The 23,330-nt window shown below is 63.7% G+C and carries 21 protein-coding genes and 1 tRNA gene; 9 read left to right on the top strand and 13 right to left on the bottom strand.

The window, feature by feature from the left end:
• Position 1 precedes the first annotated feature (1 nt).
• The 6 genes from secD to hinT all read right to left on the bottom strand — a co-directional run bounded on the left by secD (position 2) and on the right by hinT (position 5,076).
• On the bottom strand, positions 2-1,804 hold the full coding sequence (gene secD / locus AB5Y48_RS00430) for a protein translocase subunit SecD (protein WP_368163409.1): 1,803 nt from the start codon (positions 1,802-1,804) through the stop codon (positions 2-4).
• A gap of 85 nt (positions 1,805-1,889) precedes the next feature.
• Positions 1,890-2,312, bottom strand: coding sequence for a hypothetical protein (locus AB5Y48_RS00425; RefSeq protein WP_050664794.1), 423 nt, complete (start codon positions 2,310-2,312; stop codon positions 1,890-1,892).
• Between the two features lie 73 nt (positions 2,313-2,385).
• Positions 2,386-3,225, bottom strand: a complete 840-nt coding sequence (locus tag AB5Y48_RS00420; RefSeq protein WP_050664793.1) for a DUF6279 family lipoprotein — start codon at positions 3,223-3,225, stop codon at positions 2,386-2,388.
• Positions 3,226-3,229: 4 nt separating this feature from the next.
• On the bottom strand, positions 3,230-4,051 hold the full coding sequence (locus tag AB5Y48_RS00415) for a choline/ethanolamine kinase family protein (RefSeq protein WP_368163408.1): 822 nt from the start codon (positions 4,049-4,051) through the stop codon (positions 3,230-3,232).
• Positions 4,026-4,604 carry a penicillin-binding protein activator LpoB gene (locus AB5Y48_RS00410; RefSeq protein WP_060586005.1) on the bottom strand — a complete coding sequence of 193 codons (579 nt, stop codon included), beginning with the start codon at positions 4,602-4,604 and terminating at the stop codon, positions 4,026-4,028. Before AB5Y48_RS00410 ends, AB5Y48_RS00415 begins: the two co-directional genes overlap by 26 nt.
• A 121-nt stretch (positions 4,605-4,725) precedes the next feature.
• Complete coding sequence (gene hinT / locus AB5Y48_RS00405; protein ID WP_050664790.1) at positions 4,726-5,076, bottom strand: purine nucleoside phosphoramidase; 351 nt, start codon at positions 5,074-5,076, stop codon at positions 4,726-4,728.
• A gap of 203 nt (positions 5,077-5,279) precedes the next feature.
• Between hinT and AB5Y48_RS00400 the strand changes: the two genes are divergently transcribed.
• Positions 5,280-7,286, top strand: a complete 2,007-nt coding sequence (locus AB5Y48_RS00400) for a methyl-accepting chemotaxis protein (protein ID WP_368163407.1) — start codon at positions 5,280-5,282, stop codon at positions 7,284-7,286.
• A 45-nt stretch (positions 7,287-7,331) separates the two neighbouring features.
• Here AB5Y48_RS00400 and AB5Y48_RS00395 read toward each other — a convergent pair whose 3' ends face one another.
• From AB5Y48_RS00395 to cmoM, 6 genes are all read right to left on the bottom strand, one after another.
• A complete protein-coding gene (locus AB5Y48_RS00395; RefSeq protein ID WP_368163406.1) occupies positions 7,332-7,793 on the bottom strand; it encodes a hypothetical protein in 462 nt (153 codons plus the stop codon).
• Between the two features lie 122 nt (positions 7,794-7,915).
• The gene (locus AB5Y48_RS00390) at positions 7,916-8,305 is read right to left on the bottom strand and encodes a septal ring lytic transglycosylase RlpA family protein (RefSeq protein WP_368163405.1); all 390 of its coding nucleotides are present in this window, start codon (positions 8,303-8,305) and stop codon (positions 7,916-7,918) included.
• 69 nt (positions 8,306-8,374) lie between these two features.
• Positions 8,375-12,802: a chromosome partition protein MukB gene (gene mukB, locus AB5Y48_RS00385; protein ID WP_368163404.1), complete on the bottom strand. Its 4,428-nt coding sequence runs from the start codon at positions 12,800-12,802 to the stop codon at positions 8,375-8,377.
• 3 nt (positions 12,803-12,805) lie between these two features.
• The gene (mukE, locus tag AB5Y48_RS00380) at positions 12,806-13,525 is read right to left on the bottom strand and encodes a chromosome partition protein MukE (protein WP_058628306.1); all 720 of its coding nucleotides are present in this window, start codon (positions 13,523-13,525) and stop codon (positions 12,806-12,808) included.
• Positions 13,506-14,852, bottom strand: coding sequence for a chromosome partition protein MukF (mukF, locus tag AB5Y48_RS00375; RefSeq protein WP_058628307.1), 1,347 nt, complete (start codon positions 14,850-14,852; stop codon positions 13,506-13,508). Before mukF ends, mukE begins: the two co-directional genes overlap by 20 nt.
• 36 nt (positions 14,853-14,888) lie before the next feature.
• Positions 14,889-15,662 (bottom strand): tRNA uridine 5-oxyacetic acid(34) methyltransferase CmoM, encoded by a 774-nt coding sequence (cmoM, locus tag AB5Y48_RS00370; protein WP_058628308.1) that lies wholly within the window; start codon positions 15,660-15,662, stop codon positions 14,889-14,891.
• Between the two features lie 96 nt (positions 15,663-15,758).
• On the opposite strand from cmoM, the gene elyC reads away from it, so the two are divergent.
• From elyC to AB5Y48_RS00340, 6 genes are all read left to right on the top strand, one after another.
• Positions 15,759-16,529 (top strand): envelope biogenesis factor ElyC, encoded by a 771-nt coding sequence (elyC, locus tag AB5Y48_RS00365; RefSeq protein WP_058628309.1) that lies wholly within the window; start codon positions 15,759-15,761, stop codon positions 16,527-16,529.
• Between the two features lie 137 nt (positions 16,530-16,666).
• The gene (tpiA, locus tag AB5Y48_RS00360; protein WP_060585990.1) at positions 16,667-17,422 is read left to right on the top strand and encodes a triose-phosphate isomerase; all 756 of its coding nucleotides are present in this window, start codon (positions 16,667-16,669) and stop codon (positions 17,420-17,422) included.
• Positions 17,423-17,555: 133 nt separating this feature from the next.
• The gene (gene pfkA, locus AB5Y48_RS00355) at positions 17,556-18,527 is read left to right on the top strand and encodes a 6-phosphofructokinase (protein ID WP_050666942.1); all 972 of its coding nucleotides are present in this window, start codon (positions 17,556-17,558) and stop codon (positions 18,525-18,527) included.
• A gap of 131 nt (positions 18,528-18,658) precedes the next feature.
• Positions 18,659-19,552: an AraC family transcriptional regulator gene (locus tag AB5Y48_RS00350; protein ID WP_368163401.1), complete on the top strand. Its 894-nt coding sequence runs from the start codon at positions 18,659-18,661 to the stop codon at positions 19,550-19,552.
• A gap of 31 nt (positions 19,553-19,583) precedes the next feature.
• Positions 19,584-20,270 (top strand): AzlC family ABC transporter permease, encoded by a 687-nt coding sequence (locus tag AB5Y48_RS00345; protein ID WP_368163400.1) that lies wholly within the window; start codon positions 19,584-19,586, stop codon positions 20,268-20,270.
• On the top strand, positions 20,267-20,578 hold the full coding sequence (locus tag AB5Y48_RS00340) for an AzlD domain-containing protein (RefSeq protein ID WP_368163399.1): 312 nt from the start codon (positions 20,267-20,269) through the stop codon (positions 20,576-20,578). Before AB5Y48_RS00345 ends, AB5Y48_RS00340 begins: the two co-directional genes overlap by 4 nt.
• A gap of 266 nt (positions 20,579-20,844) precedes the next feature.
• On the opposite strand, the gene AB5Y48_RS00335 is transcribed toward AB5Y48_RS00340, so the two are convergent.
• Positions 20,845-21,720, bottom strand: a complete 876-nt coding sequence (locus AB5Y48_RS00335; RefSeq protein WP_050667605.1) for a 6-carboxytetrahydropterin synthase — start codon at positions 21,718-21,720, stop codon at positions 20,845-20,847.
• 78 nt (positions 21,721-21,798) lie between these two features.
• Between AB5Y48_RS00335 and AB5Y48_RS00330 the strand changes: the two genes are divergently transcribed.
• Complete coding sequence (locus AB5Y48_RS00330) at positions 21,799-23,148, top strand: dihydroorotase (protein ID WP_368163398.1); 1,350 nt, start codon at positions 21,799-21,801, stop codon at positions 23,146-23,148.
• Positions 23,149-23,246: 98 nt separating this feature from the next.
• Positions 23,247-23,323: transfer RNA gene (locus AB5Y48_RS00325), tRNA-Pro, on the top strand.
• Positions 23,324-23,330 lie beyond the last annotated feature (7 nt).

The raw sequence follows: 23,330 nt of genomic DNA, 5'->3' as shown, positions 1-23,330 counted from the left end.
CTTATACCCTCGAAAGCGTCAGGGAACTCTGTCCCCACAGTGGGTTGATGATGGCGCGCGTCCCCCAGATCCCGGTGATCATGCTGGAGAGAAGGCCGAGGATCAGGGTGATGGAGAAACCCTGCAGCGGACCCGAGCCCACCGAGTAGAGGATCACCGCGCTGATGAGCGTGGTGATATTGGCATCAAAAATCGTGCGAAACGCGCTGCGATAGCCAAAATCGATGGCATTGGCCAGGCTTCCCCCCTCCCGCAACCTGTCCTTGATACGCTCGAAGATAAGCACATGGGTATCCACCGCCATGCCCACCGTCAACACCAGACCGGCGATGCCGGGAAGGGTCAACACGGCGCCGGGAAGCAGCGCCAGCATGCCCACCTGCATCAGCAGGTTGGCCACCAGAGCCGTGATGGCCACCCAGCCAAACTTGCGATACCAGAGGATCATAAAGAGGGCCATGCCGGCCATGCCAAAGGCCAGGGCGCTAAAGCCCGCCTCGATGTTTTGCATCCCCAGGGTCGGCCCTATCGAGCGCTCCTCGAGGATCTTGAGCGGGGCGGTCAGGGCGCCGGCACGCAGCAACATGGCGAGATCTTGCGCCTCGCTCATGCTGGCAAGCCCCGTGATACGAAACTGACTGCCCAGCGCCGTCTGAATAGTGGCGACGTTGATCACCTCGCTGTGGGCCTTGAGCTTGCCCTCCCCATTGCTCTTGTACTCGGTAAAGAGCGAGGCCATGGGCTTGCCCACGTGCTGACGGCTAAAACGGCTCATCACGCTGCCACCGGCCCCATCGAGCACAATGCCCACCTGGGGCTGGCCACTCTCCCCCATGCTGGCACGGGCATCGACGATGTGCTCACCGGTCAGCACCGGCTTTCGGGCGAGCGCGATGGGGCGACCACTGCGATCGGCCACCTTGAAGCTTCCCTCGGGCACCACCTCGTAGAAGGCAAGGGAGGCGGTAGCCCCCAGTACCTCCTTGGCCTGCTTGGGATTGTGCACCCCGGGCAGCTCGATACGGATGGCGCCTTGGCCCTGACGCTGGACCGCCGCCTCGACGATGCCAAGTTCATTGATCCGTTTTTGCAAGATCTTCTGGTTTTGGCTCACCGCATTGTTGATGAGCTCGCTGCGCTCCTTGGCAGAGAGCGTCAAGATGAGCCGCCCGTCGCCTCGCGTCAGCTGCCACTGACCCTGGCCGAGCTCGTGACGTACCACAGCGAGATAGGATGCGGCCGGCTCCCCGGCCGGCAGGGTCACCACCACCTGGTCTAGCCCGTCACGCTGCACCTGAGCCCCGCGCAGGCGGGCCTCCCGCAGGGCCGCGCGCAGCGAATCGACCAGATTACTGCTCTGGCGCTCCAGCACGAAGTCGGTATCGACGGCGATCAGCAGCTGAGAGCCCCCGCGCAAGTCCAGCCCCAGCTTGATGGGGGCCGCGCCCAGGGCCTTGAGCCAGGCCGGGGCATTGGCGTGAAACTCCAGGGTGGTGCTGGCCCCGAGGGCGTCGAGCACCTGCTTGGCACCTTGCTGCTCATCCTGGCTGGCGAACACCAGCTCGAGTCGATCGGCATCGGCGATAACAAGCCTGGGGGCTATGTGGCGTTCGGCCAGTGCACGCGCCTGGGCATCGCTCAGGGCCGTCTGGCCATGCAGCCCAATAGAGGGTTGCTCACCGAAGAAGGTGGGCAGGGAGTAGAAGGTAAAGGTGACCAGCATGAGCAGCAGCAGGGCATAGCTCCAGCGGCTCATGCGGTTCATTACGCCATGCTTGGCACGGCGGCGGGTATGGTTGGTCATGACAGAACCCCAATAGAGAAAACGGCAGCTTCACCGGGGTGAAGCCCACTTTACGGAAGGTTGGGCCTGTCTGCGCGAGTGCGCGTCAGGCCGTCAGCGGCAAGGCGCGACGGCGCTGGAGGAAGCGGTAGAGAAGATGGGGGCGGACTCGTCTTCGCCGATCATCGCGGCTGAAGCGATCGCGAAACGAGAACCTGAGATAGGCCATGCCGGGGAAAAACAGCAGGCCACAGAGCAGCAACAGGATCTCGCCCTGCGACCACTCGACGAGCAGGAACCGAATATCGTCGGCCGGCTCGTCATCGCTGCGCAGCCCCTGCTCGAGCCGCAGCAGGTGGCTCTGGTGGGTCAGAGCCCCCTCGAGGTTATCCTGCAGTGGCTGGCTGACACTGACAACCGAGGCTCCGCTCTGATGGGCGGATACCCCCATCCCGGCCCCCAGGGAGGAGCACAGAACAAGGGAGAGCACACTCCCCAGAAGCAGGGTTTTCAGCCAGGAAAAGCGCAAGGGTCGTCTCATGGGCGGTAAAGAGGGGCAAACCATACCATGGCCCCTCCCCCCTCACAAGGCAGGTCACGCCTTAACGGCGCGCCATCCCCATAAAATCATCGGCATAGCCCTTGAGCAAGCCATAGAGATGGGCCCGCTGGGAGAGATCGAGACTCGTGCTCAAGTCCGACAGCCACTGCACGGTTCGCTGGCGAGATTGGGCCGTGTACCCGGTGTAGCGTCCCCCCATCAGGTTATCGCCGCTGGCGAGCAGACGCTCGAGAGCCGGCGCAAACTCAGGGGTGCCCTTGAGCCTTAACACCTGCTCGAGCTCATCCCACCAGTGCAGTTGATAGTCGAGCCAGGGGCCGTAGAGCTCGTATTGCCACTCTACCCAGCGGGCGACCAGGGGCGCCTGGGCCGGCTTGACCTCACCAATCCAGAACAACAGGCGCTTGTTCATCTTCTCGGTGAAGTCGCTGAGCTCCTTATCCCGAGGGCTGCGGCGAAATTCCTCCCGCTTTTGGGCCAGCTTTTGTCGCCGCTCCTTGAGGAAACGCTCGAATTGGGCATCGCTCAGGATCTCTCCCAGACGCACGGCCCTCGGCAAGGCATCACCAATCAGGCGGTCCAGATCCCCCTCCAGGGCGGCCAGGTGCTTGTCGACCTGGGCGGTGGTCATGGGGCTCGCCACTGCTTCGCTCAGGGCCTTGAGCTGGGCGCCGTAGGCGGGGATCTCCGACTTGCGATGCCACGCCATCAGGCCACGCACCTCTCGATCAAGGGCATTGCGCTGATCCCGGGTCAGGGAGAAGTAATCATCCAGTTGCCAGACAATGGCCCAATCGAGCCAGTAGTAGATGAGACGGGTCGAGCAGCCGACCAGCAGAAAGCAGAGCAGACCAAGTAGCCAGGCCCGGGTTCGCGTCATGGGATCACTCCAGTCGTTGACGATAGCTATCAATCCAGTGGCTCATGGCCTCCCCCTGCTGCTGACGCACCAGAGCCCAGAGCAGGGCGATGTAGTCCACCCAGGGCAAGAAGGGGCGAAACCTGAGCTCAGAACATGACCCGCCGGCGGCCAGATAGCAAGCCTCCAGCTCGTCGCCCCGCTCCTCGCTCCAGCCATGGGTGCGCAAGATGGAGGCGAGTTCGAAGCCCGGATGGCCCGCGGCGCCATACTCCCAGTCCACCACCCAGGGACGCGGCCCAAGCAGATTGGCCGGGTTGAGATCGTGATGACAGGCGTAGCGGCACTCATCGGGCTCGTGGCAGGCCAATAGTGGCCGCTCCAGGGCCAGTAACCAGTCGGGTATCCGAAGCAGTTGATGGCGATAGCGTTCGGCGTGGGGACGCACGGCCATATGCACCTTCGGCCGAGGCAGGCGATGCAGCCGCACCAGCAGTTGAGCCAGGGCAGCGGTTGCCTCTGCCTGCTGCGGGGAGCACTCGGCCCAGCTCGGCTCGTCACACCACTCGAGCAAGAGGATTCCCCTCCCGGGTTCGGCAAACAGGCAAGGTGGCGCCAATCCCGCCTGGGCTGCCTGCCGATAGAGGCGCCACTCTTGGTGGCGATCTATGCCAAGGTTCGCCGCCGAGGGGTGACCGATGCGCAAGAAGGCGCGGCGGCCATCGGCGGCCTGCAGGCACAGGTTACGGTTGGTCAACCCGCCGCCAAGGGGGGCGGCGCTGGCCTTATCCCAGGGGGCTGGCAGTCCGGCCGGCAAAGAGTCAGCGGCTGGCGGCACGACTGCCATTCCAGAGCAGCTCCCCACTTCGCAGATCCATCAGGCTCATGGTGAGGCGATAGTGCCCTGCGTCACGGGCCAGGTCCCCGTAGAGCATGAAGCCGGCACCGGTCTGACGCCCGAGACGCACCAGAGAGGCCGGATTCATCCCCCCCTGCTGATACTCAAGCTGACCCGTGATGGCCGCCACCTGCCCCGGATCGACGAAGCGAAAAGCGGTGCGGCTGGCGATCCGTTTTCTCATGGTGTCGGCCATCAGTCGGGTATCGACCGCCTCACCGGTACCGTTTTGGGGCGGCGTAAGCAGCAAGAGAGGGGCGGTCGGTGCCAGCTGCTGCACCTCGGGGGCCTGCACAAAGCTGTCGGCCATGGCCAGTGCCAGAGCCGTCGGTGCCTGCGCGGGCTTGCTCACCTCGGGCTTTTGAACGGGGGGTTGCGGCTTGCCGGGCAGTGGCTTGACCGGGGCCGGTGGCTGACTCTCGCTGCCGGGCCAGCTGTAGGGGTTGACGCTACAGCCCCCCAGCAGAAGGACCGTCAGCAGCATCAGGGGACGCATCTTCATTTGCCTACTCTCCTGGTAAAAAACAGATGGCGGAGCCACTGCCCCGCCATGAGTGCTTATGCTAGGGCAAAAGCCGGCACAGGATCGACCGCCTGCCAGAGGCGGGGCGACAGGAGCTGCCTTAGCAGCTCACCAGGGCTCCCAGGGACTTGCCCCCCAGCAGGTGCATATGGATGTGATAGACCTCTTGCCCGCCATGACGGTTGCAGTTCATGACCAGGCGATAGCCATCCTCGGCAATGCCAGCCTCGGCGGCCAGCTTGCGGGCGACGGTAAAGAGACGGCCGAGGGCGGCCTCATGCTCGGGCTCCACATCATTGACGGTGGGGATGAGGACATTGGGCACGATCAGGATATGGGTCGGTGCCTTGGGGCTGATGTCACGAAAGGCGGTGACCAGATCGTCCTGATAGAGGATCTGGGCGGGGATCTCCTTGCGGATGATCTTGCTGAAAATGGTTTCCTCGGCCATGGATAGACTCCTTGAAAACAAAGGGTTGGCAGTGCAGTGAGGGTAAAGGAAAGCGCCTTGTGACGCCACCTTTTCGGGCAAGTGTGACCTGGCCCCCCTTTCTGCGACAAGCCTTGTCACTTCTGCTCGATTTACTGTTAAAAATGCCGATAGTCGCAACGACAACCCTGACAGGGACACAGTGACAGCGGGACAACACAATAATGAAACTGAATAATCTTTCTATCTTGCAACGCATCTATCTGGGCTTTGCCATCCTCATCCTGGTGATGATCGGCGCCTCATCGCTCACCTTCTTCAGCCAGGGGCAGCTCAAGGGCGCCCTGACCCGGGTCACGGATCAATCCATGCCCCTGGTGCAGGCCAGCGCTCGCACCCAGATCGTGCTGCTCGAGGCCCATCGCTGGCTGAGCGATACCCTTTCCGAATCGGATCCCAAGGTGCTTGAGGAGGAGATAAGCCGGCTCACCCGGGAGCGCGAGGCCACCCAGGCAGCTCTGGCCGAGCTTAAACAGGCCGCCGCCAGCCATCCCCAACTGGGCGCCCCCCTGGCGACCCTTGCCAATCAGCTGGAGCAGTACCTGAGCCAGACCGCCCCCTTGCCAGAGAAACGCCGCAGCATGCTGGAGCGCCTGACCAAGGTGAACCGGGCCAAGGGACAGTTTCAGGTCACCCTGCCCCAGTTCAAGAAGAACCTGGCCGACATGATGATCACTATCGACGACAGCTTCATCAAGATGTTGGCCGAGAAGCTCACCACCCAGCTTTCGACCATCGAACTCTCCACCATGGATGCCCTCAACCAGAGCGCCACCGGCGCCATCGAGGCCGCCCTCAAGCGTAACAAGATGCAGATCCAGGGGTTTAACGCCACGGTCAAGGATCTGGAAAACGAGCTGCCCGACTTCGACAACGATCTGGGTCACCAGGTGCGCGCCTTCGTGCGTGACACCACGGCCGAGGAGGGGCTGCTGGTGCAATACCTCGCCCTGATGCGCGAGCAGGCGGCCATGCAGGCCCAACGCAGCGCCGCCGGGGAGCAGGTGGTCGCCGTCCAGCAGACCCTGGCCAGCGTCGACAGAGAGAGCCGCCAGATCATGGATCAGAGTATCGCCGCCGCCGATGGGGTTCTCAGCCAGAGCCGGATCACCCAGGGGATGGCCATCGCCGCCGCCATTGTGCTGGCCCTGCTGGTCGCCTGGGGCCTTGGCAAGGCCATACGCCGCCCGCTTCAAGAGCTGCTAAGCGTCCTGGGTGCCGTCACCCAGGGGGAGATGACAGCCCGGGTCCACTTCCAGAGCCATAACGAGTTTGGCCAGTTGGCCCGCCAGGTGAACCTGCTGATAAGCCAGATGGGTGATGTGCTGGGACAGCTGGCGAGCGCCGCAACCCAGCTCACCGACACCGCCCACAGTAACCGCCACACCGCCGAGAAGGTGCGCGGCGAGCTCGAGCGCCAGCGCGCCGAGACCGCCTCGGTGGCCACCGCCATGACCCAGATGGAAGCCTCGGTGCGCGAGGTGGCCATGGCGGCGCACCAGAGCCTGGAGCAGGTGCAGGAGGTCGAGCGCGCCTCGCGCATCGGGCGTCAGGTGATGGCCGGCAACATCTCCACCACTCACCAGCTGGCCCTGAAGCTTCAGCATGCGGGCCAGGTGATCGCCGAGGTGAGCACCATGAGCAACAAGATTGGCAACATCCTCGAGGTGATCCGGGGTATCGCCGAGCAGACCAACCTGCTGGCCCTCAACGCCGCCATCGAGGCCGCCCGGGCCGGTGAGCAGGGTCGTGGCTTCGCGGTGGTGGCCGACGAGGTGCGCAACCTGGCCTCGCGCACCAGCGACTCGACCAGCGAGATCAACGCCATGATCGAGGGGCTGCAACAGGCGGTCTCCCGCGCCGTCAAGGAGATGGAAGAGTGCTCCGGCGAGATGGAGGCGAGTGTGCAGCAGAGCTCCGATGCCAACGGCGCCATGGAGGAGATCCAGGGGATCGTCACCCAGATCAACGACATGGCGAGTCAGATTGCGGCCGCTGCCGAGCAGCAGCAGGCCACCAGCGCCGAGATAGCGACCAATCTCAACCACATCTCGGATATCTCGGATCTCAACTACCGGGGCATCGATCAGGTGGCCGGAACCAGTCAGCAGCTCGATCAGCTGGCCGAGCGGCAGCAGGAGCTGGTCAGCCGCTTCAGGCTCATTGCCTGACAAACCCGGGGGGAGGAAGCAGACGGGAGGCCAAGGCCTCCCGTTTCATTCGTCGTAGACAATCTCGAAGCAGGTATCGACGATGACCGGTGTGGCCCGGGGATTCTCCTTGGCCGCCTGATAGTGGCGCTTGGAGAGCATGCTCAGGGCCACCCACTCCAGGCGCTTGTCCGATGAGTCGATAAACTCGGGGTTATAGGCCACCCCTTTGGAGTCGATGAGATGACGGATCACCACGTAGTTGCCGGCCGGTCGCTGCCCCGCCCCATCGAGCAGGGGGCGAATGATCACCCTGCCGCTCGTCATTATCTTCTCTTTGGGAAACATCTTGGTCGGGATAGTGAAGACATCGGGCGTCTGACCCAGCCAGTAGCGGGCGAGCTCGCTCTCCTCGATGACCACAGGCTCCCCGTTGAGGGTGGGGGGGGGGCTGACGTAGCGCTGATCGGGCGAGCTACAGGCGGCCAGCAACAGGGCCGCGAGGGGGTAGAGCAGTAAACGGTGCATGTGGCTTCCTTATGGATTCTTACCCGCCATCCTGCGGGTATTGCCCATGGTAACAAACCCCACTCCCCCCCTCTCCCCCCGATGGGATGCTTGATTCAAACGGAAATGGCCTGTAATGAAACCTACTCCATCACCTCGAGACGCACCCGCAGCAGCCCGTCCGCCGGGTTGCCGATGGCAGAGAAGGCCGAGCGGGAGAGATCGATGACACGCCCCTCGGGGAAGGCCCCGCGGTCGTTGATGCGCACCAGCACACTCTTGCCATTGGCCAGATTTGTCACCTTCACCCGGCTGCCGAAGGGCAATACCAGATGGGCCGCCGTGCTGCGCTCCTTGCGGTAGGGCTCACCGCTGGCGGTGCGCCGGTTGTGGTAGCGATCGGCGTAATACGATGCCAGCCCGGTCTCGCTATAACCGCGCCAGCTGCCGCCGTGGGCCTCGTCGTAGCTGCTGCTACAGGCCGCCAGCAGCGTACACAGGCCCAGCAATAGCCAGGCTCTCGCGTCTCTCATCCTCTCCTCCTCGTTGCGCTACCCAAACGCTGCGGGAGGCCAAGGCCCCCCGCATCATTTCACTTCCCGTCAGGCGCTGAGCCTGGCGGCCTCGTCGGTGAAACCAAACCCGCGCAGCCCCACCACGTGCACGTGCTCGTGCTTGCCCTGTACCTTGCGGATGAGCTTGTAGGTGGTGCCCTTCTCGGGGCTGATGTTCTCGGGCGCCGCGATAAGCAGCTGCATGTCCTGGCGCTCGCACAACTCGAACAGGGTGGCGATGGACTTGGCATCCAGGCGCGCCGCCTCGTCGAGGAACAGGAGGCGACAGGGGGCGATGTCCTTGGCACGCAGGCGGCGGGACTCCTCCTCCCAGCTGATGAGCACCATCAGCAAAATGGCCTGACCGGTCCCGATCGCCTCGCCGGTGGAGAGGGCGCCGCTCTCGGCGCGCAGCCAGCCGTCGGCGCCGCGCAGCACCTCGATCTCCAGCTCCAGGTAGTTGCGGTAATCGAGCAGCACATCCCCCATCACCTGGTAGTTGCGCTCCCCCTGCTCCACCTGCGGGTTGAGGCGCTGGAACAGCTTGGCCATCGCCTCGGAGAAGGTGAGCTCCTTGTCGGCGAACAGATCGTTGTGCATGGCGCTCTGATCGGCGAGTGCCGTCAGCAACCGGGTGTGAGCCTCACGCACGTTGACGTTGAGGCGCACCCCGCGCACCAGACCGAAGGCGATGTTCTGCAGCCCCTGGTTGAGCACCCGGATGCGGTTCTGCTCGCGGCGGATGATGTTGGTGATCTTGGCCGCCACCTCATGGGAGGAGAGCGACAGGTGGTTCTCCCGCTGCTTGAGTTCGTCGGCCAGGCGCGCCAGCTCGATCTCCATCTCCTCGATGGCCTCCACCGGATCGTCCGAGCGGATGATGTCGTTGCGGATGCGATCCTTGAGATAGCGGTAGACCTGCACGTAGAAGGCGACCTTCTGCTCGGTGCTGCGGTTGCCCTCGGAGCGGCGCAGGGCGTCGCGCAAGTCCTCGTCGTGCGCCACCGCCACCCGCAGGGCGCCGAGGGCCTTGTCCGACATGGAGCGCAGGTCGTCGGCATCGAGATAGGCCAGCTCGCGGCGATTGAGGCGCTTCTCCACGTCGGTCTCGCGGGCCAGGCGCACCACGCGCGACCAGCTCGCCTTGTGGCCGACCAGGGCCTTGCGGGCACCGAAGTAGTCCTTGCCCTCCACCTTGAGGCGACCGCCGAGGGATTCGATCTCGCGCTTGGTCACCTGCAGCTGGGCCTCGGCACTGGTGCGACGGGAGCGGGTGCGAATGAGCAACTCCTCGACCTCCTTCTTGTGGCTGCGGGCCTTCTCTTCCATGTCATCCGACAGGGTCAGCCCCATGGCGCCGAGCTCCTGCTCGAACTCGCGCAGGGTCTCGCCCTTGGCCTCGACGCTGGAATTGAGGGCCGTGCGCACCTGCAGCGCCTCGGTGTGCTGGGCACTGATTTGCTTGTGCTGCTCAGCGGCGGCGCGGGCATCCACCTCGGCGGTCTTGAGCTTGGCCTTGAGATGCTCGCTCATCTCGGAGGCCTTGCCGAGCAGGTCCTGGGCATCCTGATAGGCCAGGTGCGGCAGGCGGGCCACCACCTGATCGAGCAGGTAGCAGCGGCGTTTCTGCTCGGAGAGCGCCCCGTGCTCCCGATCGAAGATGGCCTGCAGCTCGGCGAGCCCCTGGGGATCCTGGCGCAGGGCCTGGCTCAGGGCCTCGAGTTTTTCGAGGGTAACCCCGTGGCGGGCCACGAAGTCGCGGGCGGCGTCGAGACGGTCTATCTGGGCGCGCGCCTGCTCGAGCTTCTCACCCACCGGCTCGCCAAACAGGTGGGCCAGCGGCAGCATGGCCTGGGCCAACTGCAGCTGACGGGCGACCTGGGCCTGGGCCCCCTTGAGGGATTGCAGCTCGCGCTCGCTCTCCCCCACGACCCCTTGCAGCTGGCGTAGGGCGGCTTGCTTTTGCTCGATCTCGAGCTCGGGATCGTCTTGGAAGGCGATGCCGAGGTGCGCGCCGACAAAGTCGCTGAAGTGTTGATAGAGACGGTGAAATTTCTGCTGCTCGAAGGCCGCCTTGGCGTAGGCCTCGATCAGGGCGTCGCGCTCGACCTCCAGCTGCTCGATGCGCTTCTCCCGCGCCGCACGGCCAAACAGGGGCAGTTCGGGGTAGCGGGAGTAGCGCACCTGGCGCTTGCTGGTGCGCACCAGCACGGCGTTGCCGAGCTCGTCGGCCTCGACCAGATCCTCATCGAATGAGTCGGGATTGCCCTGGATGAGGTAGATATCCTCGGGGCAGTCGTCGAGGGCCTTGAGACGCTCGATGGCGCCCTCCAGATCCAGCACCACCAGGGCGCAGCGGGCCGGGCCATAGAGGGCGGAGTAGTAGGGTGCGTCGTCGATGGAGATGTCGTCGTAGACATCGGAGAGCAGCACGCCCCCCACCTGCTCGGCGATGCGCGACAGGCGCGAATCCGCCTCGCCGGCCCCCAGTTGCAGGTTTTTGACCTGCCGCTCGATGGCCTGCTTGCGCCCCTGTATGTCGCGACTCTCCTGCTCGAAGCGGCGCTCGTCGGCCAGCACCTGGCTCATGCCAAGGGAGATCTCCTCGGCACAGGCAAGAGGCAGACCGCTCTGCTCGCGCAGCTGTTCGAGCTTGTCGCTCGCCTGCAGCCAGCGCGGGGCCAGGGCGGTGAGGGCCTTGATATCGCGCTCGAGCTGCTCGCTCTGGTGGCGGCGCTCGGAGCGGCGCTGGGCGATCCCCTCGGCCTCGTCGTCGAGCTCCTCACGGCGGGCGCGCAGCCCCTCGAGCAGCAGCGCCAGCTCGTCGCCATCCTCCACCCGGGCACCGCTCTCGGCCAGCTGGGCCACCAGCTTGCCGAGCTGCCCGGCGCCGGCCACTTCCTTCTCGAGACGGGCAAAGGCGGCGCGCAGCCCCTCCCCTTGCGCCAGCAGGGCACGCTCCTCGATAAGGCGACGGCCAAGCTGCTGGGCCACGGCGTAGGCGTCGCCCCGCTCGGTATCCGGTGCCACGCCAAGGAGCAGCTCCAGGGCCTGCTCGTAGTCGCTGGCGGCCGTCTTGGCCAGGGTCAGCTGCTGCTCGGCATCGAGCACGGCGCGGGTAAGCTGGCTCTCGCGCTCGCGCAGGGCGGCCAGCTGCTGATGGGCGTTGCCGGCGTCGAGATCGGCCAGCTCGCACTGCTCGCGGGCGGTCTCCATCGCCTGCACCGCCTGGCGGTACTGGATGGCGCGGGTCTGCTGGATATCCAACGCCTGCTGGTAGTCCGCCAACTGGGTCTTGAGGCTGTCCACCTCGGCCAGGGCGCGCTCGCGGCGCTCCTCGGCATCGAGCAGTCGGGCCTGGATCTCCTCGACCACGGCGCTTTGCTGTTCGAGTTTGTCGACCAGCTCCTGCAGATCGGTGCGGTAGAGCTCAATCTTCTTCTTGAGCGCCACGGCGGCCATCACCTTGCCCAGGTGCTCGGCGGCGGTCTCGAGCTCGTCGGTCAGGAGCTTCTCGCGGTTGGTGAGCTGATCCACCTCGTCGGCCAGATAGATGGCGCGCTGCTTCTCTTCGGCCAGCAGACGGCGCTTGTCCGAGAGTTCGGATCTCGCCTTGAGGGCCAGCTCGGAGAGACGGGCCTTCTCGGCGGCGTTGCGCACATAGTCGGCGGCCACATAGTGGGTGGTCTCGGTGATGAGGTTCTTGAACAGATCCCGCTGCCCCTGGGTCTCCTTGATCGCCTCCAGGGTGCGGCGGTTCTCGTAGATGGCCGCCTCCATGTCCTGAAACGCCTTGCGCACGCCGGAGTTCTCCGGCAGCAGGTATTCACGCAAGGATCGGCTGATCGACGACGAGATGCCGCCGTAGAGGGAGGCCTCGATGAGGCGATAGAACTTGCTGCGATCCTTCTGGTCACGCAGTTTTTTCGGGGTGATACCGAACTCGAACATGAAGTTGTGATAATCGGTCACCGAATTGAACTTGGCCACCTTGAGGGAGCCCAGCTGCACCGCAGCCCCTTTCAGATCGGCAAAGGCACGCACCCGCCCCTTGCCGTCCTCGAGCTTTTCCAGCAGCAGATCGGTCGGGGCCAGCCCTTCAGGCACATCCACCAGGGCGAACGGGGTGATATTGACCTTGTTGTCCCGGTTGGCCACCTGCTCGAGGTGCACGCCAACCCAGATACGCTGCTCGCGGCTGTTTCTCACCTCGAGCAGGGAGTAGCAGTGGCCGCGCTGCAGCTTGCCGTAGAGTCCCTTGTCGCGAGAGGCGCTGCTGGAGCCGGCTTCCGTGGTGTTACGGAAGTGAAGCAGGGTCTGGTCCGGGATGAGGGCCGTGATAAAGGCCGCCATGGTGGTGGACTTGCCCGCCCCGTTACCGCCGGAGAGGGTGGTGACCAGCTGGTCGAGATCGAAGGTTCGGGCGAAGAAGCCGTTCCAGTTGACCATGGTCAGGGATTTGAACTTACCGCGCACGACTTATACCTCCAGATCCAGTTGCTCTTCGTCGAGATCCGCCTCGACATCCTCAAACAGACTCTCGCTGCTGGGCAGCTCGTCGTCGTGGAAGATGGCCTCCCCCTCCTGGATCATGCGCAGTTGCACGGCGCGCGGATCCTCGTCGCTGCGCACATCGGCGGCGAAGCGGAACACCGACTCGTTAACCTTGAACTTGTCGCCGTTGCCAAGGGCGGTGACCATGCCCAGACGACGCAGACGACGCAGGGAGGTGCGGATCTTCTCGAGTAGCTTCTTCTTGTCGAGATCGGTGCCGCCGGTGCGGCTGCTCACCATGCGCAGCAGCTGCTTCTCGTCACTGAGGGTCAGGATCTCCTCCTGCAGCTCGGCCATGGCAAAGACCCCCTCGGAGGCGAGCCGCTCGGGACTCAAGTAGAGGTAACAGAGCACCTTGCCCACCAGCATGTCGAGCTCGGAGAGAACCGTGGTGCCGATGTCGGCGCTCGGGCGCGGGCGCAGGTAGAAGAAGCCCTCGGGAGCCTTGATGAGCTCGACCTGGTAGCGGCCATAGAAGAGCTCGAACTCCAGGTGATAGTCGATCAATACGCTGTGCTGCTCAAACTCGTCGGCACTGATATGGCGGCCCGAGCGCAGGGCGGTGTCGATACGCGGAAACAAGGGGTTGGCGATCGCCTCTGCCAGTCGCAGCGGCAAGGGAAAATCAATATTGGTCGATGACATAGGCCTGAACCTTGGATCCATGTTGGTTAACGGGTTTCCAGCCCGGCTGGGCATGGGGGGTGAGCTCGCTGCTGTGACCGAGGCGCACCGCCTGATCCACCAGCAGGCGGGTCACATCGAAGTGGGCGTGAGCCGGGAACTCCTCCAGGTATTCGCGCAGCACCTCGGCCAGATCGAGGGGCAGCCCCGACGCCTTGTAGCGCACCAGATGGCGCCCGATACGCTCGGCCAGCTCGGCGCTGATGTCGACCACCTCCTGAAACTCCAGCTCGGCAGGCACCTCGCCGGTCACCTCCTCGTCGTGGATGGCGATGGTCTCGTCGCGCAGCTCCAGCAGGCGCGGCTCCTCGGCGATGCGCAGCAGCCAGTTGTGCTGCTCAAACTGGCGGATGGATTCCCGCAGCCGCTGGCTGAAGGCGCGGTTCTTGTCCATGTCGATGGCGGTGCGGATAAACTTGTGCACGTGGCGGTCATAGCGGGACCAGAGCTCGATACACTGCTGGCCCCAGCTGGTGATGACGTCCAAACGCCCCTGCAGGGCGTGGGTCAGCTCCTCCACATGGAACAGATCGTCGCGCCCCTGGGCCGCCTCCTGGATATTGAGCAGCCCCTCTTGCAGCCGGTGGCCGGCGGCGTCCAGGGTGTCTTGCAGCTCGCGCAGGGTCTGGCCGGTCTCACGCAGCAACTTCTCGCAGCTGTGGATGGCGTCCATCCAGTCCTGGGTCAACAGGGCGGCGATCTCCTCCTTGACCTTGCTTTGCTGCTCATCCATGGCGCGCTGGGTGAGATCGATGCGCTCCATGGTCTCCTCGAGCGAGAAGGTCAGGCGCGGCAACACCTCGGCCTCCCACTGCTCCCGGGTGTTGGTCTCGAGCGCTGCGGTGCGCGCCTTGTCGAGCTCGGCGGCCAGGTGCTCGAGCAAGATAGAGAGCTTGATGGAGTCCACCTGGCGGCTCTCCAGGAAGAAGTCGACGATGGCGACCCCAAGGCGTGAGAGGCGATAGAGGCTCTCGCCCGCCACCGGATCCGTGGTGAAGCGCGACAGCAGTTGCTGGCGAATGAGATCGTTGATGGCATTGTTGGCCCGGGACGAGAGGGTCTCGTCCATCTGGCCGAAGGCACTGCTTACATAGCCGAAGGCGTCGTGCAGGGCCGCTTCACCGAGATCGGACTCCTCCTCGGCGAGGGTCTTGATGGCGACGAGGAAGGCCAGTCGGTCGGTCGGCAGCTGCAGCGCAAGCCCCTCCTGGCGCACCCAGCCGACCGTGTCGGGCAGGGAGCGACCGGCGTAAGCCGGCTCGGCCGAAAGGCGGGTGGTACTGGTCATGAGGTCATCTCGTGTTGTTATCTTGCCAATGCGCACTCACAGGGGCTTTTGGGCCATCACATGGATGTAGCGGCCGAGGGAGACGAAAGGCTCCTGCCGGCAGTAGTGCTGCTCCATGGCCAGCAGGTCCTCGAACTTGCCGGTCTGATCTTCCTTGTGACGCATGTAATCGTGAATGACGCGCACCCCGGTCTTGCCGATGATCTTCAAGCCTCCGCGCCCGACCCAGTCATAGACCTGCTCGGGGATTTGCGGATTGGTGGGCGTCAGGGCGGTCTGGCGCTTCTTGCTAAGCCCCGCCTTCACGTAGTCGAAATTCCCCACCACCAGGCTCTGAAACAAGAGACCGTGGCGGTTGTAAAAAAGCAGCGACAGTATGCCCCCGGGCGCCAGGAATGGAAACAGGCCGAGCAGGGTCTGGCGCGGCTCGGCCAGCCACTCGAGCACGGCGTGGCAGAGCACCAGATCGAAGGGGCCGGTCACCTGGCTCTTGAGATCCTGAATGGGGCAGTGAATGAGACGAATCCTGTCGGTCAGCCCCTCCTCCTCGATGGCGACGCGGGCCATAGCCAGCATCTCGGCGGAGAGATCGCACAGGGTCACCTGATGACCCAGGGCGGCCAGACGGCGGGCAAAGAAACCAAAGCCACCGCCCGCATCGAGGATGCGCAGGGGGCGGTCCCCAAGGCGAGCGAGACAGGCCTCCAGATCGCTCCACACCACTGTGGTGCGAATGCGTCCCTTGCTGGAGTCGTAGATATTGCGGGCGAACTTGTCGGCGCGCCCGTCGAAACTCTGATCGTGCTTCAAGAAACTGACTCGAAAACGGGCCCGGTCGGGCCAATTCCAAAAGTCCGCTATTCTGGCATACTCGTGCGGTTCGTCAAAACCCGAGGACTCCACCCCGTGTTCGTCATCAAAAAATGGATAGGTCATCTGTTGATGCCGCTTCCCTTTGGCCTCTCCCTGTTGCTGCTGGCCCTGCTGCTGCTCTGGTTCACCCGCTTTCAAAAGAGCGGCAAGCTGCTGGCGACCCTCTCACTGGTGGTGATCGCCACCTTTGGCCTGCGCCCGGTCAGTGTCGAGCTGGCCCGCCCCCTTGAGCAGGCCAACCCTCCCTTCGCGGTGGCCGAACATCCCCGCATCGATGCCATCGTGGTGCTTGGCAACGGCCATGTCTCGGATCCGGCCATTCCCCTCACCAGCTGGCAGAACAATATCGCCCTGGCGCGCACCCTGGAGGGGGTGCGTCTGGCCAAGGCTTACCCCGAGGCAACCCTCATCTTCTCGGGTTATGCGGCAGGGGATCCCCTCTCCAACGCCGAGGTCAATGCCCGTATGGCGGAGAGTCTGGGGATACCCCGCACTCGAATGCAGTTGTTTGAAAACAACAAAGACACCCACGACGAGGCGGTCTCCATCGCCCGCGCCCTGACCGGTCAGCAGGTGGCACTGGTCACCTCAGCGACCCATATGCCCCGAGCCCTGGCCCTCTATCGGGCCGAGGGGATGACCCCCATCCCCGCCCCCACCGACTTCACCGCCAAGGAGAGCCAGGCGCCACTTCCCCTCTATAGTTACCTCCCCAAGGGGCGCTATCTGATGTACTCGGAGGCGGCCCTGCACGAGTGGATCGGTCAGCTCTGGAGCCGCCTGCGCGGACAGAGCAACGAGTGAACAATCAAGGGGTTGGAAACTGACCTGGATCAGGTAAAACGAAAAAAAATTACGTCAATTGCCGTCGACGCGGCTATCTTGGTTCCGGTTCACTTCTTATAATGGCCCGCAGTCAAACATCTCAGAAGGAAGAAGAAATGAGACAGCATCTGGTAATGGGTAACTGGAAACTGAATGGCACCAAGGCTTCTGTAGAAGCCCTGATCAAGGGTCTGGCCCCGGCCGCCGCCGCCCACCCCTCCGTTCAGGTCGCCGTCTGCCCCCCGGTTATCTTCCTGGGCCAGGTCGAGCAACTGACCGCCGGCACCAAGATCGCCTACGGCGCCCAGAATGCCGACGTTCACGAAGCCGGCGCCTTCACCGGTGAGAACTCCCCGGTCATGCTCAAAGCGTTTGGCTGCGCCTACTCCCTGGTTGGCCACAGCGAGCGCCGCACCCTGCACGCCGAGAGCGATGCCGTGGTCGCCGCCAAGTACGAAGCCATCCAGAAAGCGGGCCTGGTTCCGGTACTCTGCATCGGTGAGACCCTGGAGCAATTCGAAGCCGGTGTGACCAACACCGTCGTCGAGACCCAGCTCAAGGCCGTCATCGATCGCTGCGGCATCGCCTCCTTCGCCAACGCCGTCATCGCCTATGAGCCGGTATGGGCCATCGGCACCGGCAAGACCGCGACCCCCGAGATCGCCCAGTCCGTGCACGCCCACATCCGTCAATACCTGGCCGGTTTCGACGCCGACATCGCCGCCAAGGTGCAGATCCTCTACGGTGGCTCCGTAACCGGTGCAACCGCCGCCGACCTGTTTGGTCAGCCGGACATCGACGGTGGCCTGGTGGGTGGCGCTTCCCTGAAGGTGGAAGACTTCTCCCAGATCATCGCCGGCGCTGCCAAGTAAGCGTCTATAAAAGAGGGGGCCTGTGCCCCCTCTTGCCGGCTTCCCCATGGGCCTCCCCCACTGACCCATGGGAAAGCCGAAGCCAATAAAAACAGGCTATCCTGATTCGTAAACTCAGATCCAGAGGCAGACAATGACCAAACAGATCAAGCGTATTGGTGTACTGACCAGCGGTGGCGACGCCCCGGGTATGAACGCAGCCATCCGCGCCGTGGTGCGCGCCGCCCTGCATCACGGGCTCGAGGTCTATGGTATCCAGGACGGATATCTGGGCCTGCACCAGGACCGCATCGTCAAGCTCGAGCGCCACAGCGTCTCCGACGTGGTGAACCGTGGCGGCACCTTCCTCGGCTCCGCCCGCTTCCCCGCCTTCAAGGAGGAGAAAGTGCGCGCCGAGGCGATCGAAAACCTGAAAAAACACGGTATCGACGCCCTGGTGGTGATCGGCGGTGACGGCTCCTACATGGGGGCCAAGAAGCTGACCGAGATGGGTTACCCCTGCATCGGTCTGCCCGGCACCATCGACAACGACATCGCCGGTACCGACTTCACCATCGGCTTTGACACCGCCCTGAACGTGGTGGTGGATGCCATCGACCGTCTGCGTGACACCTGCAGCTCCCACCATCGCATCTCCGTGGTCGAGATCATGGGTCGCCACTGCGGCGATCTGGCCATGTCTGCCGCCGTCGCCGGTGGCGCCGAGTATGTGATCGTGCCGGAAGTGGCCTTCGACAAGGAGCAGCTGCTCGAGCAGATCCGCGCCGGTGAAGCCAAAGGTAAAAAGCACGCCATCATCACCATCTGCGAGCACGTCACCGATGTGAACGCCCTGGCCAAGGATATCGAGGCCATGACCGGCCGCGAGACCCGCGCTACCATCCTGGGCCACATCCAGCGTGGCGGAGCCCCGACTGCCCGCGATCGCATCATGTCCAGCCGTATGGGCGCCTATGCCGTCGAGCTGCTGATAGAGGGCCAGGGTGGCCGCTGCATCGGGATCCAGAAAAACGAGCTGGTGCACCACGACATCATCGACTGCATCGAGAACATGAAGCGCCCCTTCGATCAGGAGCTCTACAACCTCTCCACCACCCTGTTCTAAGCAAGGTGATGTGAACCCTCATAAACCACCGCTTCGGCGGTGGTTTTCTTTTTGGCCGGAGCGCAATTTTGTGCAAGCCCGGCCCCCTCTGTGCTGATAGAGTGGTGATTTTCGAATCAGCCACGACTCCCATGCACCATCAGGATCTCTCGCCCATCGAGCACGCCCACTATCGGGTTACCGACGAACTCGGTGGCCTGCCCCTGCTCGACGCCAGTTTTGCGACCCAGTGCTTCTCGCGCCATGTGCATGAGGAGTACACCATCAGCGTGGTGGAGCGAGGCACCCAGCGCTTCTTTCGCAGCGGCGCCGATCACCTGGCACCGACAGGGCACATCATATTGGTCAACGCCGACGATGTGCACACCGGGGATGCGGCGAGCGAAGGGGGCTGGTCATACCGTGCCATGTACCCCCTGCCCGAGCAATTTGCCGCCATCGGCCGGGACCTGGGACTCGGCAATGGCATGCCCCCCTACTTTCGTGAACCCGTGGTGCACGATCCGGCCCTGGCCACCCAACTGACCCTGGTATTTGACACCCTGGCCGGTGAGGGCCAGCCCCTGCTGCTGCGCGAGAGCCTTGTCTATGGCTTTCTGGTCAATCTGGTGTGTCGCCACGGCCGGGCCCGGCCCTCCCCCCAGAGCGAGGCCCAGCGCCAGATCCGTCTGGTGCGCGACTATCTGGATGCCCACCCGGCCGAGGAGATCGCCCTGCAGCGCCTCGCCGAGCTGGCGGGGCTCAGCCCCTACCACCTGGTGCGCAGCTTTGGCAAGCAGGTGGGGTTGCCGCCTCACGCCTATCAGACCCAGGTGCGATTGCGCCGAGCCCGCGGCTTGCTGCGCGCCGGTCTGCCCATCGCCGATACCGCTCAGGCATGCGGTTTTCACGATCAGAGCCACCTGCACCGGCATTTCAAGAAGGCCATGGGGATCACCCCGGGCCAATATGTGGCCCAGCACGGGCTGCGGGGGGCGCCGATCCACACCAGCAATAAGGTACAAGGCAGGGGACTCAGCGGTTGAGAGGATGGTGAGGTTATCAAGGAGATCCATCATGACCCACCCCACCATCCGCTTGCGCCAGGGCACCCTGGCCATGCTCCCCCTCTCGGTCGCCGTGCTCCCCTGGGGGATCCTCGCCGGCTCGTTTGCCATCGAGTGTGGCCTCACCCCCTGGGAGGGCCAGGCCATGTCGGCCATCCTGTTTGCCGGCGCCGCCCAGCTCGCCGCCATGGGCCTTATCAAGGGAGGGGCCGGGATCGCCACCCTGCTGCTCACTACCCTCTTTATTACCTCACGCCACCTGCTCTACAGCCTGGCCATGCGCGAGGCTATAAGCCCCCTGCCCCTGCGCTGGCGCCTGCCGCTCGGCTTTCTGCTCACCGATGAGCTGTTCGCCCTGTGCGGTCACCATGGGCCCAAGCGTTTCGATCGCTGGTATGCCCTCGGTGCCGGCCTCTCTTTCTACCTCATCTGGAACCTGGCTACCCTGCTCGGCATGGTGGCGGGCAGCCAGCTGCCCTGGATGAAGGATCTCGGTCTGGAATTTGTGGTCGCCGCCACCTTTATTGCCATCACGGTCCCCGCCATCAGGCATCGGGGAGTGCTGCTGTGTATGCTCACCGCCCTGGTACTCTCGGTGCTGCTCAGCGTCTGGCAAGTGGAGGGGGCCATGATGCTGGCGAGCGCCGCCGCCATGGTAGTGGGTTATCTCACCGAGCCCGGGGAGGCACGTCCATGATCCTGCTGGCCATCCTCGCCATGACCGCCCTGGTGTTTGCCAGCCGCTACCTGTTTCTCTCCCCAACCCTGCCGGTGCGCCTCGGAGCCCGCTCACGTCGGTTGCTCGGCTACGCCATGCCGGCGGTACTCACCGCCCTGTGGGGCCCGATCGTGTTTGTGCCCGAGGGAGAGCTGGCCATAAGCCCGGCCAGTCCCTATCTCCTGGGCGCCCTGTGTGCGGCACTGCTCGCCTGGCGAACCCGCCATGTGCTACTGGCGACCCTGGCGAGCCTCTCTCTATTCCTGCTGCTGCACGTTGCCCTCTAGCGGCCCGGAAAAAAACCGGCCAAGGCCGCAACGTTGTTCAGTTAAGGGAAGTTGAGTGCCAGCCCACGTTGCATCAGGGCTAAAAAACGAGGGAGGCATGATGCCTCCCTCTTGCTATTACAAGCCACCCCTATAAGGACTGGAAGACGCTGGGCTTAGCACAGCCTTTCTCCCCGACTCAGGTAGCCTTTATGAATAATCAGTCAAATAGTGCTTATCTAAATGACGTTGCGGCCAACGCCTGGGCCAGCGTTGAATAATCCGGGTCACGCCCAGGCGATGGCCCCCTTGCCGACCCCCTCGTAGGCGACCACCTTGAGAAACTTCTCCCCCACCTCTTTTTTCACCTCACGGGCGATGTAGTGGGCGAGCAACTCGACCGTGGTGTCGGTGTCAATCATCTCCACCTCGGCATGGGGCATGGCCAACTCGAAACGGCCCTGGGGCGCCTCATAGGCAAAACCGATGTGGCTCTCGGGCGTCACGACGGCAGCATGAGGGCTCAGGGTCAGGCTCTCGAGGGCCACCCGGTCCTCGTCGGTGCCCAGATAGATGTCGCTCCAGCGCTCGGCGAAGGCGGCCTCCAGTTCGGGGGCGCGCTCACCGTCCACGTGCAGTTCGATGGGAGAGCGGTGGCCATGAGCGATGCGCTGGCAGTTGCCGTCGTGCTTTTTAAGCCCGTGGCTGTAGTGGTAGAAGGCGCCGTCGATCTTCTCATGACGCAGAGTCAGAGTGAGATCCTTGATGTTACCCGGCAACTCTCGCGCCAGGATCTGCATCAGGTAGGCCGTCAGGCTCTCTCTGTCGACCTGATCACCCGGGATGAAGGCAAAGGCCTGCTCGGGACAACGCAGGTGGATAGAGCGCCCCGGTCGCAGCCAGTCGACGGTCAGCTCGCCCGGGGCACCCTCGGCGCGGCGCAGCAGGTCATTGTCTGAAGGAACCAGCAACTTGTGATCCACCTCCCGATCGATGATCGCCTTGATCAGCTTTTTGACCCGGCCAAAGTCGAGCAGCATGCTCATCTCGTTGAGTTCACCGCCGAGCTCTATATCCACCAGCCAGCTCTCGCCTACCATGCCACGACGCTCGCACAGGTAGCTGGAGTCAATCACGGTGAGGTCTCTTACGAATAATTTCATCACTATCTCTTGCCTACAGCAGTAAACGGGTTTCGGGTATTATGACGCGCGATCTTCTGCAAAGGAACTGGACCCCCCATGAACAAGCTGCTTATCTCCCAGGCCACTTTGGTCAATGAAGGAAAGATCTACGCCGCCGACGTCCTGATCGAAGGGGAGCGCATCGTCCGTATCGCCCCCCATATCGAGACCCCCGCCGACGCCGTGGTGATCGACGCCAAGGGCAAGCACCTCATCCCCGGCATGATCGATGATCAGGTTCACTTCCGTGAGCCGGGCCTGACCCACAAGGGCACCATTCGAAGCGAATCCCGCGCCGCCGTCGCCGGTGGCACCACCAGCTTCATGGAGATGCCCAACGTCAATCCCCAGACCACCACCATCGAGGCGCTCGAGGCCAAGTACGCCATCGCCGAGCACTCCTCCGTGGCCAACTACAGCTTCTATCTGGGCGCCACCAACGATAACCTCGAGGAGATCAAGCGCCTCGATCCCAAGCGCAACTGTGGCGTGAAGATCTTTATGGGCTCCTCTACCGGCAACATGCTGGTCGACAATCAGGAGACCCTGGCCGCCATCTTCCGCGAGAGCCCGGTGCTGCTGGTGACTCACTGTGAAGACACGCCCACCATCGCCGCCAACGAGCAGGCCGCTCGCGAGCGCTGGGGCGAGCAGGTGCCGATGCGCGAGCACGCCCATATTCGCAGTGACGAGGCCTGCTATCGCTCCTCGTCGCTGGCGGTGGCGCTGGCCAAGGAGCACGGGGCCAAGCTGCATGTGTTGCACCTGACCTCTGCCAAGGAGCTGTCCCTGTTCACCCCGAGCCACGACGTCAAAGAGCTGCGCAGCAAGCAGATCACCGCCGAGGTGTGTGTTCATCACCTCTTCTTCAACGAGGAGGACTACGAGACCCTGGGCAGCCAGATCAAGTGCAATCCCTCGGTCAAGATGGTGGCCGATCAGCGCGCCCTGCTCGACGCGGTGCGCGATGATCTGCTCGACATCATCGCCACCGATCACGCCCCCCACACCTGGGAGGAGAAGCAGCAGAGCTACTTCAAGGCCCCCTCGGGAGTGCCGCTGGTACAGCACTCCCTGCTGGCCCTGCTCGAGCTCTACCACAACGGGGTCTTCACCCTGGAGAAGATCGTGCAAAAGACCTCCCATGCGGTGGCCGAGCGCTATGAAATCGAGGACCGCGGCTACATCCGCGAGGGCTACTATGCCGATCTGGTGCTGCTCGATCTGGGCAAGCCCTATGTGGTGAACGATGACAACATCCTCTATCACTGCGCCTGGACCCCGTTCAACGGTTATCGCTTCCACAGCAGCATCGACACCACCCTGGTCAACGGCCAGATCGCCTATCAGGGCGGCCAGGTAAACGATGCACTTTTGGGCAAGCGATTAACCTTTGATCGCCAATAGATCACAAAGCAGGCAAACGAACCGAGGGGGCAGATTTCGTGTTGACAGGCAGAGGCCATCCCCATAGACTCTGCCCCCGTCAGCCAAGCTGACCACGTCGGCGTGTAGCGCAGCCAGGTAGCGCACTGTCATGGGGTGTCAGGGGTCGGAGGTTCAAATCCTCTCACGCCGACCATCATTCC

Origin of the sequence: Aeromonas sp. R6-2, from assembly GCF_040908155.1 — a bacterium.
In the GTDB taxonomy this organism is placed as follows: domain Bacteria; phylum Pseudomonadota; class Gammaproteobacteria; order Enterobacterales; family Aeromonadaceae; genus Aeromonas; species Aeromonas schubertii.
The sequence above is the reverse complement of the archived record's forward strand: the minus strand, read 5'-3'. Positions and strand labels throughout refer to the sequence as shown.

Excerpts from the sequence above, each read along its gene's own strand:
- secD (WP_368163409.1), bottom strand. The coding sequence starts at position 1,804 with ATGACCAACCATACCCGCCGCCGTGCCAAGCATGGCGTAATGAACCGC.
- AB5Y48_RS00420 (WP_050664793.1), bottom strand. The coding sequence starts at position 3,225 with ATGACGCGAACCCGGGCCTGGCTACTTGGTCTGCTCTGCTTTCTGCTG.
- AB5Y48_RS00415 (WP_368163408.1), bottom strand. The coding sequence starts at position 4,051 with ATGGCAGTCGTGCCGCCAGCCGCTGACTCTTTGCCGGCCGGACTGCCA.
- AB5Y48_RS00410 (WP_060586005.1), bottom strand. The coding sequence starts at position 4,604 with ATGAAGATGCGTCCCCTGATGCTGCTGACGGTCCTTCTGCTGGGGGGC.
- hinT (WP_050664790.1), bottom strand. The coding sequence starts at position 5,076 with ATGGCCGAGGAAACCATTTTCAGCAAGATCATCCGCAAGGAGATCCCC.
- AB5Y48_RS00400 (WP_368163407.1), top strand. The coding sequence starts at position 5,280 with ATGAAACTGAATAATCTTTCTATCTTGCAACGCATCTATCTGGGCTTT.
- AB5Y48_RS00395 (WP_368163406.1), bottom strand. The coding sequence starts at position 7,793 with ATGCACCGTTTACTGCTCTACCCCCTCGCGGCCCTGTTGCTGGCCGCC.
- AB5Y48_RS00390 (WP_368163405.1), bottom strand. The coding sequence starts at position 8,305 with ATGAGAGACGCGAGAGCCTGGCTATTGCTGGGCCTGTGTACGCTGCTG.
- mukE (WP_058628306.1), bottom strand. The coding sequence starts at position 13,525 with ATGTCATCGACCAATATTGATTTTCCCTTGCCGCTGCGACTGGCAGAG.
- mukF (WP_058628307.1), bottom strand. The coding sequence starts at position 14,852 with ATGACCAGTACCACCCGCCTTTCGGCCGAGCCGGCTTACGCCGGTCGC.
- tpiA (WP_060585990.1), top strand. The coding sequence starts at position 16,667 with ATGAGACAGCATCTGGTAATGGGTAACTGGAAACTGAATGGCACCAAG.
- pfkA (WP_050666942.1), top strand. The coding sequence starts at position 17,556 with ATGACCAAACAGATCAAGCGTATTGGTGTACTGACCAGCGGTGGCGAC.
- AB5Y48_RS00350 (WP_368163401.1), top strand. The coding sequence starts at position 18,659 with ATGCACCATCAGGATCTCTCGCCCATCGAGCACGCCCACTATCGGGTT.
- AB5Y48_RS00345 (WP_368163400.1), top strand. The coding sequence starts at position 19,584 with ATGACCCACCCCACCATCCGCTTGCGCCAGGGCACCCTGGCCATGCTC.
- AB5Y48_RS00340 (WP_368163399.1), top strand. The coding sequence starts at position 20,267 with ATGATCCTGCTGGCCATCCTCGCCATGACCGCCCTGGTGTTTGCCAGC.
- AB5Y48_RS00335 (WP_050667605.1), bottom strand. The coding sequence starts at position 21,720 with ATGAAATTATTCGTAAGAGACCTCACCGTGATTGACTCCAGCTACCTG.
- AB5Y48_RS00330 (WP_368163398.1), top strand. The coding sequence starts at position 21,799 with ATGAACAAGCTGCTTATCTCCCAGGCCACTTTGGTCAATGAAGGAAAG.